The 15,945-nt window shown below is 68.4% G+C and carries 14 protein-coding genes; 11 read left to right on the plus strand and 3 right to left on the minus strand.

The genetic code is table 11. The features are described from left to right. Positions 1-111: 111 nt before the first annotated feature. Positions 112-1,161, minus strand: a complete 1,050-nt coding sequence (locus ACFVAV_RS27010; RefSeq protein WP_379038204.1) for a M48 family metallopeptidase — start codon at positions 1,159-1,161, stop codon at positions 112-114. 74 nt (positions 1,162-1,235) lie between these two features. On the opposite strand from ACFVAV_RS27010, the gene ACFVAV_RS27015 reads away from it, so the two are divergent. From ACFVAV_RS27015 to ACFVAV_RS27050, 8 genes are all read left to right on the plus strand, one after another. Further along, the gene (locus ACFVAV_RS27015) at positions 1,236-1,325 is read left to right on the plus strand and encodes an Ms4533A family Cys-rich leader peptide (protein ID WP_019045829.1); all 90 of its coding nucleotides are present in this window, start codon (positions 1,236-1,238) and stop codon (positions 1,323-1,325) included. 212 nt (positions 1,326-1,537) lie between these two features. After that, positions 1,538-2,587 (plus strand): sulfate ABC transporter substrate-binding protein, encoded by a 1,050-nt coding sequence (locus ACFVAV_RS27020; RefSeq protein ID WP_379038206.1) that lies wholly within the window; start codon positions 1,538-1,540, stop codon positions 2,585-2,587. A gap of 92 nt (positions 2,588-2,679) precedes the next feature. Beyond that, complete coding sequence (gene cysT / locus ACFVAV_RS27025) at positions 2,680-3,531, plus strand: sulfate ABC transporter permease subunit CysT (protein ID WP_379038442.1); 852 nt, start codon at positions 2,680-2,682, stop codon at positions 3,529-3,531. Beyond that, positions 3,528-4,334, plus strand: a complete 807-nt coding sequence (gene cysW / locus ACFVAV_RS27030) for a sulfate ABC transporter permease subunit CysW (RefSeq protein ID WP_379038208.1) — start codon at positions 3,528-3,530, stop codon at positions 4,332-4,334. The genes cysT and cysW overlap by 4 nt, the downstream gene beginning before the upstream one ends. After that, positions 4,331-5,326, plus strand: a complete 996-nt coding sequence (locus tag ACFVAV_RS27035) for a sulfate/molybdate ABC transporter ATP-binding protein (RefSeq protein ID WP_379038210.1) — start codon at positions 4,331-4,333, stop codon at positions 5,324-5,326. Before cysW ends, ACFVAV_RS27035 begins: the two co-directional genes overlap by 4 nt. Positions 5,327-5,506: 180 nt before the next feature. Continuing rightward, the gene (locus ACFVAV_RS27040; RefSeq protein ID WP_379038211.1) at positions 5,507-6,904 is read left to right on the plus strand and encodes an FAD-binding oxidoreductase; all 1,398 of its coding nucleotides are present in this window, start codon (positions 5,507-5,509) and stop codon (positions 6,902-6,904) included. A 318-nt stretch (positions 6,905-7,222) separates the two neighbouring features. Continuing rightward, entirely contained in the window at positions 7,223-8,227 is a 1,005-nt protein-coding gene (locus tag ACFVAV_RS27045; RefSeq protein WP_379038443.1) for a diiron oxygenase, read from the plus strand. A 12-nt stretch (positions 8,228-8,239) separates the two neighbouring features. Further along, positions 8,240-9,826, plus strand: coding sequence for an FAD-dependent oxidoreductase (locus tag ACFVAV_RS27050; RefSeq protein ID WP_379038213.1), 1,587 nt, complete (start codon positions 8,240-8,242; stop codon positions 9,824-9,826). A gap of 58 nt (positions 9,827-9,884) precedes the next feature. Here ACFVAV_RS27050 and ACFVAV_RS27055 read toward each other — a convergent pair whose 3' ends face one another. Beyond that, positions 9,885-10,646: an SDR family NAD(P)-dependent oxidoreductase gene (locus ACFVAV_RS27055; protein ID WP_379038216.1), complete on the minus strand. Its 762-nt coding sequence runs from the start codon at positions 10,644-10,646 to the stop codon at positions 9,885-9,887. 525 nt (positions 10,647-11,171) lie between these two features. Here ACFVAV_RS27055 and ACFVAV_RS27060 point away from each other — a divergent pair. Together ACFVAV_RS27060 and ACFVAV_RS27065 are read left to right on the plus strand one after the other, a co-directional pair. Further along, a complete protein-coding gene (locus tag ACFVAV_RS27060; protein WP_379038218.1) occupies positions 11,172-13,409 on the plus strand; it encodes an Hsp70 family protein in 2,238 nt (745 codons plus the stop codon). 215 nt (positions 13,410-13,624) lie between these two features. Further along, positions 13,625-14,425: an HAD family hydrolase gene (locus tag ACFVAV_RS27065; RefSeq protein ID WP_379038220.1), complete on the plus strand. Its 801-nt coding sequence runs from the start codon at positions 13,625-13,627 to the stop codon at positions 14,423-14,425. A 4-nt stretch (positions 14,426-14,429) separates the two neighbouring features. Here ACFVAV_RS27065 and ACFVAV_RS27070 read toward each other — a convergent pair whose 3' ends face one another. Next, complete coding sequence (locus ACFVAV_RS27070) at positions 14,430-14,852, minus strand: VOC family protein (RefSeq protein ID WP_379038221.1); 423 nt, start codon at positions 14,850-14,852, stop codon at positions 14,430-14,432. 90 nt (positions 14,853-14,942) lie between these two features. Here ACFVAV_RS27070 and ACFVAV_RS27075 point away from each other — a divergent pair, with 90 nt between their 5' ends. Further along, on the plus strand, positions 14,943-15,881 hold the full coding sequence (locus ACFVAV_RS27075) for a helix-turn-helix transcriptional regulator (RefSeq protein WP_379038224.1): 939 nt from the start codon (positions 14,943-14,945) through the stop codon (positions 15,879-15,881). The last annotated feature ends 64 nt before the right edge of the window (positions 15,882-15,945 follow it).

Raw genomic sequence — 15,945 nt, forward strand, 5'->3', positions numbered from 1 at the left:
GTAAACTTTGTCGGAGGCTTCTTTTGTTTATATTTCAAACCTCCGCGTGTTTCTTCACGGGGTTTTTTGGTAGCGCCGGCGGGAGCAGCGGCCCGCGCCGGCGCCTCCGGTCTAGTTCTTGCGCCAGTCGTCGAAGCGCTTGCCCAGATCGGCGACCGTTCGCCCGACTTCCTGGCCCACGGTGTTCACCGCCGATCCCATGTCCTTGCCCAGGTCACGCACGGTGCGCACCAGCAGATCCTCGGACTGGTCGAAGGACTCGCGGTAGCTGCGGGCCGCCTCCTTGACCTCGTCGCCGATCCGTGCGTTCTTGTCGTGCTCGCGGCGCGGGTAGCTGCCGCCGAGCACCCGCTCGTAGTCGCCGGACTGGATCCAGCGGCGCAGTTCGGCGGCGCGCAGCACCGAGAACGGGTGCGACTGCAGTTCCAGGTTGAGCAGCTTGAGGACACCGTCGCGCAGGTCACCCGAGCGCAGGTAGTCGTCGGCCTGGTCGAGGAACGCGCCGTGGTTCATCTCGTGCAGCCAGGCGCCGCCTGCGGTCTTCATGTGCACGCGCACCGAGGCCTCCACGTCCTGGCAGCACAGCAGCCCGGCCCGGTCGCCGGACAACTCCGACTTGCGGCTCCACTCCATCAGCGCCGCCACGATCGCCCGCAGCGCCCAGCCGCCGACCGGCAGCCAGCCGACCGAGGCCGACAGCCGCATCAGGTGCAGGAGCATCGTGCGATACACCGCGTGCCCGGACAGCGCGTGCCCGAGCTCGTGGCCGATGACGAACCGCAGTTCCTCGGTGTCCATCAGTTCGAGCAGGCCGGTGGTGAGCACGATGAACGGCCGGTCCATGCCGATGGTGAAGGCGTTGACCGACGGGTCCTGCAGGACATACATCTCCGGCGTGGTCTGCGCGTCGAGTACCCCGACACAGTCGGCACGCAGCTCGTGCAGCGTGCGGAACTGGCGGTCGTCGACCCGGACGGCGGTCGCGAGGTACATCAGCCGGTGCTGACGTTCTCGCAGCAGGCTCGACAGTGCCCGCAGCACCGTGTCGAAGCCGCTGAGCGAGCGCAGCGCCACCAGTGCGGTGCGGTCGGCGGGGTGTTCCCAGGCGCGCGTGCTGATTTCCGGCAAACGCACCCGGACGCGGTCAGGAGCCATGGTCATAGGATGAAATCCCCCCTCGGTGTGGAACTCTCGTCGATTCGAATCATCATGTCGCAATCTGCTACAGTCTGCCTGTGTCGTCGAGTGTCGCCCCGCAGATCCGCCATGAACTGGCGTTGATCGCTGTCGGCAACCTCGCCGTCGCGGACATCCTCTGTCGATGATCGGCCACCGGACACGTCTGCGCGTTCCTGCCCAGTAGACTGGCGCGCGCTTTTCCTTTCGCAGTCGTAGTCCGTCACTCCGGGGGCCAGTGGGCCCGAGTCGCGCCGACTGTCGTGTCTTCCGCACACGACAGGTCTACCGATCGACAAGAACGTTCCCTGCCGCAGTGAAAAACGTTGCGCCGCAGGTCTTTCCCGAAAGGTTCACCCCGATGTCTCGCAACACCTGGATCGGCTCGCGCCGCCGCGCCGCCGCCATCGCGCTCACTGCTGTCGCCGCGGTCACCCTGGCCGCCTGCGGCGGTGGCGCCAGCGACTCGACCGACGGCGCCGCCGGAGCCGACGGCAGCGGGGGCACTCTCAACCTCTACGCCTACGCCGTCCCGAAGCCGGGCTTCGACAAGGTCGTGCCCGAGTTCAACAAGACCGAGGCGGGCAAGGGCGTGCAGATCCAGGCCTCCTACGGCGCCTCGGGCGACCAGTCGCGCAAGGTCAAGGACGGCGCCGAGGCCGATGTCGTGAACTTCTCGGTCGAGCCCGACATCACCCGTCTCGTCGACGCGGGCCTGGTGGAGTCGAACTGGAACGCCGACGCGAGCAAGGGCATCCCCTTCGGCTCGGTCGTCACCCTGGTCGTGCGCAAGGGCAACCCCAAGGGCATCAAGGACTGGGACGATCTGCTCAAGCCCGGTGTCGAGGTCGTCACCCCGAACCCGTTCAGCTCGGGCTCGGCCAAGTGGAACCTGCTCGCCCCCTACGCCGCCAAGAGCGACGGCGGCAAGAACCAGCAGGCCGGCCTGGACTACCTCGCGCAGCTGATCTCGCCCGAGCACGTCAAGGTGCAGCCGAAGTCGGGCCGCGAAGCCACCGAGACCTTCCTGCAGGGCACCGGTGACGTGCTGCTGAGCTACGAGAACGAGGCCATCTTCTCCGAGCGCAACGGCGACCCGATCGAGCACATCAACCCGCCGACCACCTTCAAGATCGAGAACCCGGTCGCGGTGCTGAAGAACTCCAAGAACCTGGCCAAGGCCACCGCGTTCCGCGACTTCCTGTTCACCCCCGAGGGCCAGAAGGCGTGGGCGCAGGCCGGCTTCCGTCCGGTCGACCCGAAGGTCGCCGCCGAGTTCGCCAAGGACTTCCCGCAGCCGGCCAAGCTGTGGACCATCGATGACCTCGGTGGCTGGAAGGCCGTCGACAAGGAGCTGTTCGCACAGGGCACCGGCAAGGTCGCGGTCATCTACGACCAGGCCACCAAGTAGGGCGTGACCCAGCGCACACGCGATACTGGACAACTGTGACTGACAGCAGTGGGCACGCCGGGACCGGGACAACCCCCGATCCCGGCGTTGCCGTGAAACTGGAGAAATCGCCGCCGCCCGCGCGCGGACCACGCTGGTCGTGGCTGCGCGTCACCGGCTCGGTGGGCCCGCTCGGCATCGCCATCACCGTGCTCTGGCTCAGCATCATCGTGCTCCTGCCGCTGGCGGCGCTGACCGTCAGCTCGCTCGAGGGCGGCTGGTCGGCTTTCTGGGACGCGGTCACCGCGCCGGCGGCCCTCGATTCGCTGCGGGTGACGATCGGCGTCTCCGTCGTCGTCGCCGTGCTCAATGTGGTGATGGGCACCCTCATCGCCTGGGTGCTGGTGCGTGACGAGTTCCCCGGCAAGGGAGTCGTCAACGCGCTGATCGATCTGCCGTTCGCGCTGCCGACGATCGTCGCCTCGATCGTGCTGCTCGCGCTGTACGGCCCGAACAGTCCGGTCGACATCCACCTCAACGCCACCCAGCCCGGTCTGGTCGTCGCGCTGGCGTTCGTCACGCTGCCGTTCGTCGTGCGGTCGGTGCAGCCGGTGCTGATCGAGGTCGACAAGGAAGTGGAGCAGGCCGCGCTCTCGCTCGGCGCGAGCAACTGGATCACCTTCCGCCGCATCGTGCTGCCGACGCTGACCCCGGCGATCATCTCCGGCGGCGGTCTCGCCTTCGCCAGGGCGATCGGCGAGTACGGCTCGGTGGTACTGATCGGCGGCAATATCCCGCGCGAGACGCAGATGACCTCGCAGTACATCCAGCAGCAGATCGAGGTCGACCGTCCGCTGAACGCGGCGGCGGTCTCGGTGGCGCTGCTGGTCATCTCCTTCGCCACGCTGTTCGTGCTGCGGTTGCTGGCTGAGCGTGCGTCCCGGAAGGAGAGGGCAGCCGAATGAAGCTCTCCGTGTTCACTCGCCTTTCGCTGCGCACCGTGGCGCTGGGCTACCTGCTGATTCTGCTGGTGCTGCCGCTGGGGATCATTCTGTACCGCACGTTCGAGCGGGGGATCGGTGCGTTCATCGACTCGATCACCACGCCCGCGGCGATCTCGGCATTCCAGCTGTCGATGCTCATCGTGGCCATCGTCGTCCCGCTGAACGTGATCTTCGGTGTCATCACCGCGCTGGCGCTGGTCCGTAGCAAGTTCCCCGGCCGCAATCTGGTCCAGGGCATCGTGGACCTGCCGATCGCGACGTCGCCGGTCGTGGTGGGTGTTTCGCTGATCCTGCTCTGGGGCGCGGGCGGCTGGTTCGGCGCGATCGAGAACACCGGCTTCAAGGTGATCTTCAGTTTGCCCGGCATGGTGATCGCGACGATCTTCGTCACGTTGCCGTTCGTGGTGCGCGAGGTCGAACCGGTGCTGCACGAGATCGGTGAGGACCAGGAGATGGCCGCCGCGACGCTCGGCGCCAACCGCTGGCAGACCTTCTGGCGGATCACCCTGCCCGCCATTCGCTGGGGTTTGACCTACGGCGTCGTGCTCACCGTCGCTCGTTCACTCGGCGAGTTCGGCGCGGTGATCATGGTCTCGACCGCACTGCCAGGCAAGTCGCAGACGCTGACCCTGCTGGTGCACGGTCGCTACATCAACGACCACAACACCTTCGGCGCCTACAGCGCGGCCACCCTGCTGATGGGCATGGCCCTGGTGGTACTTCTCCTGATGACTCTCCTCGAACGCAAGCGGGGCCCCGAATGATCACCGTGACCAACGCGCGCAAGAACTACGGTTCCTTCGCCGCACTCGACGACGTCAGCATCGACATCACCTCCGGCGAGCTGACCGCCCTGCTCGGCCCGTCCGGTTCGGGCAAGTCGACACTGCTGCGCTCGATCGCGGGCCTGGAGTCGCTGGACTCGGGCATCGTGATGATCGCGGGCAACGACGTCACCCACGTGGCGCCGCAGAAGCGCGACATCGGCTTCGTGTTCCAGCACTACGCCGCGTTCAAGCACATGACGGTGCGCGACAACGTCGCCTTCGGCCTGACCATCCGCAAGCGGCCGAAGAAGGAGATCGACAAGCGCGTCGACGAGCTGCTCGGCATCGTCGGCCTGGACGGCTTCCAGCATCGCTACCCGGCGCAGCTCTCCGGTGGCCAGCGCCAGCGCATGGCACTGGCGCGCGCGCTCGCCGTCGACCCGCAGGTGCTGCTGCTCGACGAGCCGTTCGGCGCCCTCGACGCGAAGGTCCGCACCGACCTGCGGAAGTGGCTGCGCAGGCTGCACGACGAGGTCCACGTGACGACCGTCCTGGTCACCCACGACCAGGAGGAGGCGCTCGACGTCGCCGACCGGATCGCGGTGATGAACAAGGGCCGCATCGAACAGATCGGCTCGCCCGAGGACGTCTACGACCGCCCTGCCAACGAGTTCGTCATGTCGTTCCTCGGTGCGGTGGCCCGGCTCAACGGCCACCTGGTGCGCCCGCACGACATTCGCGTGGGCCGGGATCCGAGCATGGCGATGGCCGAGCACGAGGGCACCGCGGAGTCCGCGGGCGTCACCAGGGCGACGGTCGAACGCATCGTCCGGCTCGGTTTCGAGGTGCGTCTCGAGCTGCGCAATGCGGCGACCGGCGATCAGTTCGCCGCGCAGGTCACCCGCGGTGACGCCGCGGCCCTGCACCTCAGCGAGGGCGAGACTGTCTACGCTCGCGCCACCCGGATCCCGGATCTGCCGCAGAGCTGAGATCCCGCGCCCCTGTTGCCCGGGGTCACCCGGTGGGACGATATGGATTCGGTGCGGTCGCGGCCGCACCGAATCGGGCGGGGCCGAGCATGCGGGGAGCGCGCGGGCCGCGTCGACGGTGGTCGGGAACCCGGGGGTTCACCCGCCTGAGCGCAGGCGCCAGGACCGGAGGAAGACATCATGTCGACCGGGGTGTTCAGCGTAGATCCGTTACGTCGCTCCATCGGAGCGCAGGTCATCGGCCCAGGGGAGGCGGGCTATGACGAGGCTCGCACCGTCTGGAACGGCGCGATCGACCAACGGCCGCTCGCGGTCGTGCGACCCGCCGACACCGCCGAGGTCGCCGAGGCGGTCGGCGTGCTCCGGGCAATAGAGGCGGACCTGACCGTGCGCGGCGGTGGCCACAACTACGCCGGTCACGCGGTGGCCGACGGCGCGGTGATGCTCGATCTGAGCAGGCTCGACAGTGTGCTCGTCGACCGGCTGCGCCGGCGCGCTCGCTGCGGTGGCGGCGCGACCTGGGCCGAGCTCGACGGCACGGCCGCGACCCAGGGACTCGCGGTGACCGGCGGTTTCATCAGCGACACCGGTATCGGCGGGCTCACCCTCGGCGGCGGGTTCGGCTGGCTCACCCCGCTGTTCGGAATGACCTGCGACAACCTGGTGTCGGCGGAGGTGGTGACCGCCGACGGTCGTGTGGTCGTGGCGTCGGAGCGGGAGAATCCCGATCTGTTCTGGGCCCTGCGCGGCGGTGGCGGCAACTTCGGGATCGTCACGAGTTTCGAGTTCGACCTGCACGAATTCGGGCCGATGGTGCAGGTAGCGCTGCTGTTCTGGCCACCGGAGGACGGCGTCGCCGCGCTGACCGAGGGCCAGGCAGTACTGATGAACCTGCCCGATCGGCACTGCGGCTCGATGAACGCGATCAGCGGCCCGCCCGCGCCGTTCGTCCCGGAGCGCTGGCAGGGCGAACCCGGTTTCGTGGTCGGCATCGCCGGTGACGGCACGGCCGACGATCTCGCCGACGCGGTGGTTCTGCTGCGGGCACTCACCCCGGCCCCGGCCTGGGAACTGGTCGCCGAGATGCCGTACCCGGCGTTGCAGCAGCTGTTCGACGACATCGCGCCGTGGGGGATGTGCGCCTACGAGAAGTCGCTGTACCTGGACCGGATCGATGTCGCGGCGGCCGAGGTGATGGTGCGCCACTACCCGCTGCGGACCTCGCCGTTGTCGGTGATGCCGGTGATGCCGCTGTGCGGGCAGTTCTGCGCGACGGCCGACGCCGACTCCGCGTTCGGCGGGTCGCGAGCTCCGGGCGTGGTCGTCAATGTCTCCGGGTCGTGCCCCGATCCGGCCGGTTTCGCCGCCGAGCGGGCGTGGGTGCGCGATTTCTGGACCGAATTGCGCCCGTTCGCCCGTGCCGAGCAGGGCTACGTCAACTTCCTGAGCGATACCGGGCAGGAGCAGGTCGCGCAGACCTACGGTGCCAAGTACGGCCGGTTGCGCGCGGTCAAAGCCGCGTGGGATCCGGCCAATGTGTTCTGGCACAACGCGAACATCCCGCCCGCCGTCGGCTGAGTTGTCGAGCCGTTCGCTGAGCGTCCACGGCACTGCACCGCGCGCTGGGTTCGCGCAGGGTAGCCGGTACCGGCGGTCCGTTCGGCGAAACGGCGCGCTCGGCGCGAACTTATTTTCCGCGCCTACCGACCGGCTCCGCACGACTGTGCATGACGCAGTGTCACAGGTAGAACCATTTTTACTGGTGAGTAGCTTTTCCTCCAGGCGTTTCGACGCGCCGAACACGCGAAATCGGGACCATTGCAGAGTTGACGTGACCTCTCGTAGGTGTAACTATTGGAAACAGTAAACGTCCCTTGAGGAGAGGCAGTGACGACGATGTCTGCGCCCACCACCCCTGACGTCGATCCCGTAGTCGCGGAGGCTCAGGCGTACGCCGAGAAGTTGCTGATGCTGTCGGAGGCGTCGGTCAACCGCCACTTCGACCCGTTCGAGGACATCGACTGGGACAACCCGGAGTTCGACCCGGACCACAAGCCCGAGCGCTGGGTCCTGGTCACCTCGGCCGACCCGATCGGCCGCCACGCCTGGTACCAGGCGCTGCCGCTGGCCGAGAAGATCGAGATCGGCAAGGTCCGCCAGGCCAATGTCGCCAAGGTCGGCCTGCAGTTCGAGGCCATCCTGATCATCGGCATGATGCAGCACATCTTCAACCTGAAGAACAACGACCCGGAGTTCCGGTACTGCTCGCACGAGATGATCGAAGAGCACAACCACACTCTGATGTTCCAGGAGATGGTCAACCGCGTCGCCGACGTGCCGGGCATGAACCCGCTCGTGCGTCAGCTGCGCCACCTGGCCGCGCCGGTCGGCGCCGCGATGCCGAACCTGTTCTTCATGGCCGTGCTGGCCGGCGAAGAGCCGATCGACCACATCCAGAAGGACATCCTGCGCTCGGGTGACGACATCCACCCGATCATGCGCGGCGTGATGGCGATCCACGTGGCCGAGGAAGCTCGCCACATCTCCTTCGCCCACGAGTTCCTGAAGAAGAACGTGCCTGCCCAGCCCGCGCTCAACAAGGCTGTGCTCTCGATCGCCATGCCGATCATCATGTTCATCCTGGGCCGTGCCATCGCGACCCCGCCGAAGACCTTCTTCAAGCAGTTCGACATGCCGAAGGATGTCCGCAAGGAGCTGTTCTACGGTTCCAAGGAAGCCAAGCAGGTCTTCGCCGACTACTTCATCGACGTGCGCGCGCTCGCCGACGAGATCGGTCTGATGAACCCGGTCGCCAAGCGGGTCTGGAAGCTGCTCGGCATCGACGGCCCGTCCAGCCGTTACCGCTCGGAGCCCAAGCGCTCCGCCAAGCACGCGGCCTGAGTCGGTAGCACCATGCCATACGTTGTCACCCAGTCATGTTGTAGTGACGCCTCGTGCGTCTACGCATGCCCGGTCAACTGCATTCATCCGACCCCGGATGAGCCGGACTTCCTCACCGCGGAGATGCTCTACGTCGACCCGGCGGCATGCGTGGACTGTGGCGCCTGCGCCACCGCATGCCCCGTCGACGCCATCACCTCGTCGAAGAAGCTCACCGAAGAGCAGAAGCCCTTCATCGAGATCAACGCCGACTTCTACCGCATCCAGCGCGACCGGCCGACCCTGGCCAGGCCCGTGATGCCGCCGGCGATCGACACCCAGCGTTCGCCGCTGCGCGTCGCCATCGTCGGTTCGGGCCCGTCGGCGATGTACGCCGCCGACGAGCTGCTGACCCAGCCCGGCGTCGCGGTCACCATGTTCGACCGGCTGCCCCAGGCCTACGGTCTGGCCAGGCTCGGCGTCGCGCCCGACCACAAGCGCACCCGTCAGGTCGCCGACCTGTTCGACGTGATGTCGAAGCAGGAGGGCTTCGGTACCTACCTCGACGTGGAGATCGGCAAGCACATCAGCCATGCCGATCTGCTCGAGCACTTCCACAGCGTGATCTACGCCGTGGGCGCGTCCTCGGATCGCAAGCTGGGTATCCCGGGTGAGGGTCTGTCCGGCAATGTGTCGGCCACCGACTTCGTCGCCTGGTACAACGGCCATCCCGAGCATGTCGACGACCGGTTCGATCTGAACCAGCAGCGCGTCGTGATCGTCGGCAACGGCAACGTCGCCCTCGATGTCGCCCGCATCCTGACCGTCGATCCGGCCACGCTGGCCGACACCGACATCGCGCCGCACGCGCTGAAGGCATTGCGGGAGAGCAAGATCGAAGAGGTCGTGATCCTGGGTCGTCGTGGCCCCGCCGAGTCGGCGTTCACGGTGCCCGAGTTCGTCGGCCTGCTGGCCGCCGACATCGACATCGCGATCGAAGGCGAGCTGCCCGAGGTCACGCCCGAGCTGCCGTACAAGATCGAGCAGAAGCTGCGACTGCTGCACAGCGTCGCCAACCGCCCGTTCGGCGAGCGCAGGCGCATCGTGTTCCGCTACCTGTCCTCGCCGGTGGAGATCCTCGGCACCGACACGGTGACGGGTGTGCGGGTCGAGCGCAACGAGCTGGTCACCGACGCCGAGGGCCGCACCAGTGCGGTGCCGGCCGGCGACACCGATCTGCTCGAGGCGGGCGTCGTGCTCACCTCGGTCGGCTACCGCGGGGTGCCGACCAAGGATCTGCCGTTCGACGACGCGCGTGGCGTCATCCCGAACGAGCAGGGCCGGGTGCTCGCCGCGGCGGATGGCGAGGTCGTCACCGGCACGTATGTGACCGGCTGGATCAAGCGCGGCCCGACCGGCTTCATCGGGACCAACAAGTCCTGCGCGCAGGAGACCGTGCAGCAGCTCGCCGCGGACTTCAACACCGGCACGCTGCGCGAGCCCGCTCGTGACGCGCGGGAGTTCGATCGTCTGGTGCGCGCCCGCCGGCCCCAGGCGCGCGCAGGCGGCGCGGCGGCGCCGCACGAGCGCCCGTTGCGGCGTCTGCTCGCTCGCAGCTGATCCGCGAAACCGAAGGCCCGCCACGTCGTCCGAGTACGACGCGGCGGGCCTTCGGCGTTCACTGCGCGGTGAAGCCGCCGTCCACGGTGACCGCGGCTCCGGTGACGAACGACGCCTCGGCGCTGAGCAGGAACGCGCACAGCGCCGCGATCTCCGCGGGCTGCGCGATCCGCCCGATCGGGTGCAGCGCCGCGATCGCCGCCTCGCCCTCCGGGGTGGCGCCCATCGAGGCGCGGAACGCCGGGGTGTCGACGGCGCCGGAGACCAGCGCGTTGACCCGGACTCCGGATGCCGCGGTCTCCAGCGCTGCCGACCTGGTGAGCCCGACGACACCGTGCTTGGCCGCCACATACGGCGCCACCGACGCCATGCCGACGACGCCGAGATTGGACGCGTTGTTCAGGATCGCGCCGCCGCCGGAGGCCATGATCGCGGGCACCTGGTGCCGCAGCCCGTGGAACACCCCGGTGAGGTTCAGGTCGAGCTCGGTGCGCCACGCCGCGTCGTCGATCTCGGCGATCGGACCGAACGCGGTGACCGCGCCCGCGTTGTTGAACGCCGCGTCGAGCCTGCCGTACTCGGTGAGCGCGGCCTGGGTCAGCCGTTCGACGTCGGCGTCGACCGTGACGTCGGTGGGAACGAACAGCGCCCGTCCGCCCGCCGCGCGGATCTGTTCGGCGACCTGCTCGCCCTGATCCTTGCCGCGGGAGCCCAGGACGACGGCGGCGCCCTCGGACGCGACCCGCTGCGCGACCGCCTGACCGATGCCGGAACCGGCGCCGGTGACGAGGACGACCTGGCCGGCGAAACGAGTGGACATAGTTATTCCCTTCTCTCCCTTAATATTCGGAGGTCGATTCGGTGTCTCTCCGCGCTTCGAGTCAACCGCGGTGAGCGGGCCGGTGCCGGCGGGTATCGGCCGCGACGTTGATGCGTCATAGGTTTCGGCATGCGCTTCGATATGCGGTACCGCCCTGGGGCGATATTCGAAATCCGATAGGCAGTAATTGAATTGATTACCGGTCGGTAAGTGCATTAATTGACGGCCATAACAGACCGAAGGAATGTATTCATTAGGGGCTCAAGTCGATTACCAGCGAGTAGCTGTATCCCGGAGTCTGCCAGTCGATCTGGGAGCGTTCAGGGGACTGGACGGTCGTCCGCATCCCTGTTCACCTGCAAAAACCATCCAACAAGGGCCAAAGGTCACGTCTTTCGTATCAATCAGGCAGCAATTCGGATTTCGGCCGGTTAATCTGTGCGAGCTGTTTGGAAGACGACCGCGGCCACATGGTGCGCTCGCGTGCTGGACGTGGTCACGGTGCGTTGACGGGATAGCAAAAACATGACCAGAGGTCTGGGCTTCAGCATCGGTACGGTCAATGCGATTACGGCGGCAGTAGCCGATGATCCGACCAAACCGGCGGTGCGCACACGGCGTACCGCACTCACCTTCGACGAAGCGGGCCGGCCCCGCATCGGAGCGATCAACGAATTCGCCACGGCGGTGACGGATTTCGCGGACCTGAGCCGCGAGCCGGAACCGATGGTGATCGGTGGCCGGTTCTACTCGGCGACCAACCTGATCGCCGCGGTGGTCACGGGGCTCATCGAGCTGGCCGAACCGGCAGCCGGCGCCGTATTGACCTATCCCGCCGTGTATTCCGACAAACAGGTCGGACGGCTCGGGCAGGCGCTGCACCTGGCGGGCGCCGGGCAGGTGCTGCTCGCGCCGGAACCGGTCGCCGCCGCGGAATGGCTCGAGGCCGACCAGGGGCCGTTGGCTCCGGGTTTCGTCCTCGTCTACGACCTGGGTGCGAACAGTCTCGACCTCACCGTCCTGCGCGTCGGACCGGACTGGCCGCACCATCCGATGGTCGGAACTCCGGTGCGCTCCACCGATTTCGGCGGCAAGCCGCTGGGCGAGATGGTCGCCCGCTACATCGGTTCGCCCCGATCGGGCCGTGCCACGCAGATGCTCACCTCGATGGTGAACACCGATGCGCTGCGGTCCGAGCACATCCGCGACACCTTCCCGCTGGTCAGCAAGAGCGTGGCCGCCGCGGGCCTGCGACTGGCCGATCTCTCGCGCATCCTGATCGTCGGCGGAGCTTCGCGTCCGCCCGAGGTCGCGCGCGCGCTCGCCGAACTCGGCGTCCCGCTGGTCACCGTCGCCGACCCCGGCCAGGTGGTCGCCTCGGGCGCGGCAGCCTTGGCGGCCCGCACGTTCGCCCCCGTGCAGGAGGGCGGCCCCTCGGCGCCGCACGTGGCCGTGTTCTCCAGTGCCGCCGTCGTTTCCGCGCTCGCCATGTCGGCGATGACGGTGTTCGGCAGCCCCTTCGACCCGGGTCTGACCCCGGTCCTCGACCGTTTCCCGGCCCTCGGCGGCCCCACCGAAGCGCTGCTCTACGACATGAGCGCCGACCTCGTCGCCGCCCAGGCCACCGGGCTGCTCGGTGCTGTCGACCCGCTCACCGGCCGGGTCCGCGTCGCAGGCGCCGTCGCCGCGCAGACGGCCTACGAAATGATCGTCGCCCCCGCGAACGCGGGCCGTGGCAAGTCCCTCACCGGCGGCGAGCGCGGCGGCCCCGGCCACCAGGACACGGGCGACGACTGTCTCTCACCGCTGGCCAGGATGACCTACGGCGACCCCGCACGCTTCATCAACCCGCTGCCTTTCCGTATCAAGGCACCTTCCCAGAACGTCCCGACCAACCCGGGCACCCCCGGACTCCCGAACGAGGGTCCGATCACGACACCAGGTTCGGGCGTCCCTTCGGTCCCCGCACCGGGCACACCCACCGAACCCGGTGCCACCATTCCCGGCACCGCCCCGGCTCCGACCACACCGACGGACGGCACAACGACACCCTCCACCGGCACCTCGGGATCCGTCGGCGGAATCGGTACGGGTACAGCACCTTCCGGCGCACCCGGCACCAGCGGCACGACACCCGGAGGTACCTCGTCCGGTGGAACAACAGGCCCCGGCTCGACCGACGGCGGCGCCCCCAGCGGTGGAACAACGGGTGGCACCGACACCTCCGCAGGCGGTGCGTCCGGCGGCGCTACGGGCGGAACCTCCGGCGGCGCGTCGGGTGGCGATACCAGCGGTGGCGCATCGAGCGGCGGTTCGGACAGCGGTGCTTCCGGTGGAAGTGACTCGGGTGGTGGTGCTTCCGGTGGTGGTGCGTCGGGTGGCGGCGCATCTGGCGGTGGCGCCTCGGGTGGTGGTGCTTCCGGCGGAAGTGACTCGGGCGGTGGTGCTTCCGGTGGTGGTGCCTCGGGTGGCGGTGCTTTCGGCGGTGACTCCGGCGGAAAAGCATCCTCCGGTGGGGCATCGTCGGGTGGCGCCTCTTCCGGTGGTGCGTCGTCCGGTGGTTCCAAGGCTGGTGGCGTCGGTGGTGGTGGCGTCGGTGGTGGCGGCGTCGGTGGTGGTGGCGTCGGTGGTGGTGGCGGCATTGGCGGTGGTGGTGGCGTCGGTGGTGGCGGCATTGGCGGTGGTGGTGGCGTCGGCGGTGGTGGCATTGGTGGTGGCATCGGCGGTGGTGGTGGAGGGGTCGGTGGCGGCTTGCGCCGCTGAGTGGTAGACCGCCCGGCGAACGGCAGCCACTCGCGTTCGTACCGATGACGGGGTGAGGCGGCTGGCGGCTGCCCACTGCTCTGCGGAGCGGGTGGCGGCGGGACGGTTCCCGCCGCTGAGTGGCCGGTCCCGTTCAGCTGGAACATCCGGAGATTGTTGCTGGTAGCGGTGGGAAATATCGCGTGGGTGTCGGTGGGGGCGGGCACAATAGGGTGATGGCAGTACTCGGGGGAGCGCCGAAATTGATTGCGCTCGATGTGGACGGGACTCTGTTGGCTACGGGGTTCGCGATCAGTGCGCGGGTCGCGGCGGCGGTGGGGGCCGCGGTCGCGGCGGGGGCGCATGTCGTCGTGACGACCGGGCGCACCGTGCTGACGACGCGGCCGGTGCTGAAGGAATTGGGGCTCACCGAGGGGCACGCGTTGTGTTCCAACGGAGCCGTACACGTCGATGTGGCGCGCGGTGAACCGGTCGCGGTGCAGTCGTTCGATCCGGGGCCCGCCGTACTGGCCTTGCGCGCGCTGTTTCCCGACATGATCTTCGCGGCCGAACGGGTGGGCGAGGGCGTCTGGGCGACGGGCCACGGACCGGGGGAATTCTCCATCGGTGAGTTCCAGCTGGTCGATCATCACGTGCTGAGCAGTGCGCCGACGCCGCGGCTCAACGGCTGGTGGCCCGGTGGGAGCGCCGAGGAGATGGTGCGGATGCTCGCATCGCTGGTGGTGCCCGACGCCTCGTGGGTGCACGGCGAATTCGGCCCGTGGGTCACCGTGTCACGGCGCGGGGTGTCCAAAGGCTGGGCGCTCGAACGACTCCGGCGCTCGCTCGGCGTCGAACCGGAGGCGACACTGGCCATCGGCGACGGCTTCAACGATCGCGAGATGCTGCGCTGGGCGGCGCATTCGGTCGCGATGGCCGGCTCGCCCGACGCGGTGCTCGCCTTGGCCGACGAGGTGACCGGCGACGTCGCCGAGGACGGTGTCGCCACCGTCCTCGAGCGCTGGTTCGCCGCCTGAACTGTCAGGCCGAGGCTGCCGCGTCCCGGTCGGCGGTCATCGCGACGAAATGCGGGTTACTCATGATCCCGAGGACATTGCCGAACGGATCGAGCACCGCCGCGGTCGCGAACCCGGCGCCCTCGCCGCGCTCGGTGATCGGCTCGTACTCGGTGGCGCCCAGCTCGAGCAGGCGGGCGAAGGTGGCGGCGAGGTCGTCGACATGCCAGAACACGACACCGCCGCCACCGGGAGCGTTGCGCGCGCCCGCGGGAGCGTAGGCGCGATTGATGATGCCGAGCTCGGCGTGCATCGGCCCGACCCGGAACTCGTAGTAGCCGCCCGGCACCTCGTAATACGGTGCGATGCCGAGGAACTCGGCGTACCAGTCCTTGGCGGCGGTGAGGTCGTCGGCGTAGTAGGTGGTGGTGGCCATTCCGCGCAGCATGTCTGCTCCTGTGTCGTCGTTGTGGTGAGAACAACTCTGCCAGCCAAAGTGCTCACCGAATGAGCACTTTGTTCGGCAGAATCAGCGAGTATGCGAGCGGACAGATTGGTAGCCACCCTGCTGTTGATGCAGGCGCGTGGCCGGGTGACGGCTGCCGAGGTCGCCACCGAACTCGAGGTATCGGTCGCGACCGCGCGCCGCGATCTGGAGGCGTTGTCGGCGGCGGGTATCCCGGTGTATCCCCAGGCCGGGCGCGGTGGCGGTTGGTCGCTGATCGGCGGCGCCCGCACCGACCTGTCCGGGCTGACAGCAGGCGAGACGCGGGCACTGTTCCTGCTGGCGGGCCCCGCGGCGCAGGCCGCACCCGAGCTGAAGTCCGCACTGCGCAAGCTGGTGCGGGCGCTGCCGCAGACCTTCCGGGAGGACGCGGCCGCCGCGGCCGATGCGGTCGTCGTCGATCCAGCCCGCTGGGGCCGTCCGGATCCGGAACCGCCCGCCGCGCTGTCGTCGCTGCAACAGGCGGTGGTGGATCGCCGCCGGGCGCGCATCGAGTATGTGCGATCAGGGGAGCGCACCGTCCGCACGGTGAGTCCCTGGGGTCTGGTGGAGAAGGAAACGGTCTGGTACCTGATCGCGGGCACCGACCGCGGCCGCCGGACCTTCCGCCTCGACCGGATCGGCGAGGTCACCCTCCTCGACGAAACAGCCGCCCGGCCCGCGGATTTCGACCTTCAGGCCGAGTGGTCGCAGATCGTCACCCGAATGGAGGAGCGTCGTGCCGCCGTGGCCGCCACGGTCCTCGTCTCCGCCGCGCTGGCCCCGATCCTGGCCGATCAGCAGGGCCGCCATTGCACCCTGCTCGGGCCGGCGGACGACGGCCGGGTCCGTGCGCGGGTCACCGCCGACACCGCGAAGATGGTCGCCCGGCAACTGGCCGGCTGGGGCGCCGACGTGGAAGTCGTCGGGCCGCCGGAAGTCCGGGCGGAACTCGTCGCCTTGGGTACCGAGCTGGTGCGCGGCAACAGCTGACCGGTGCGTGGAACCGGCTGCGGGAGGCAACCGGTTCCACGCTGGATGCGTCTGCGAGCCGGGG

The organism is Nocardia sp. NPDC057663, from assembly GCF_042799895.1.
In the GTDB taxonomy this organism is placed as follows: domain Bacteria; phylum Actinomycetota; class Actinomycetes; order Mycobacteriales; family Mycobacteriaceae; genus Nocardia.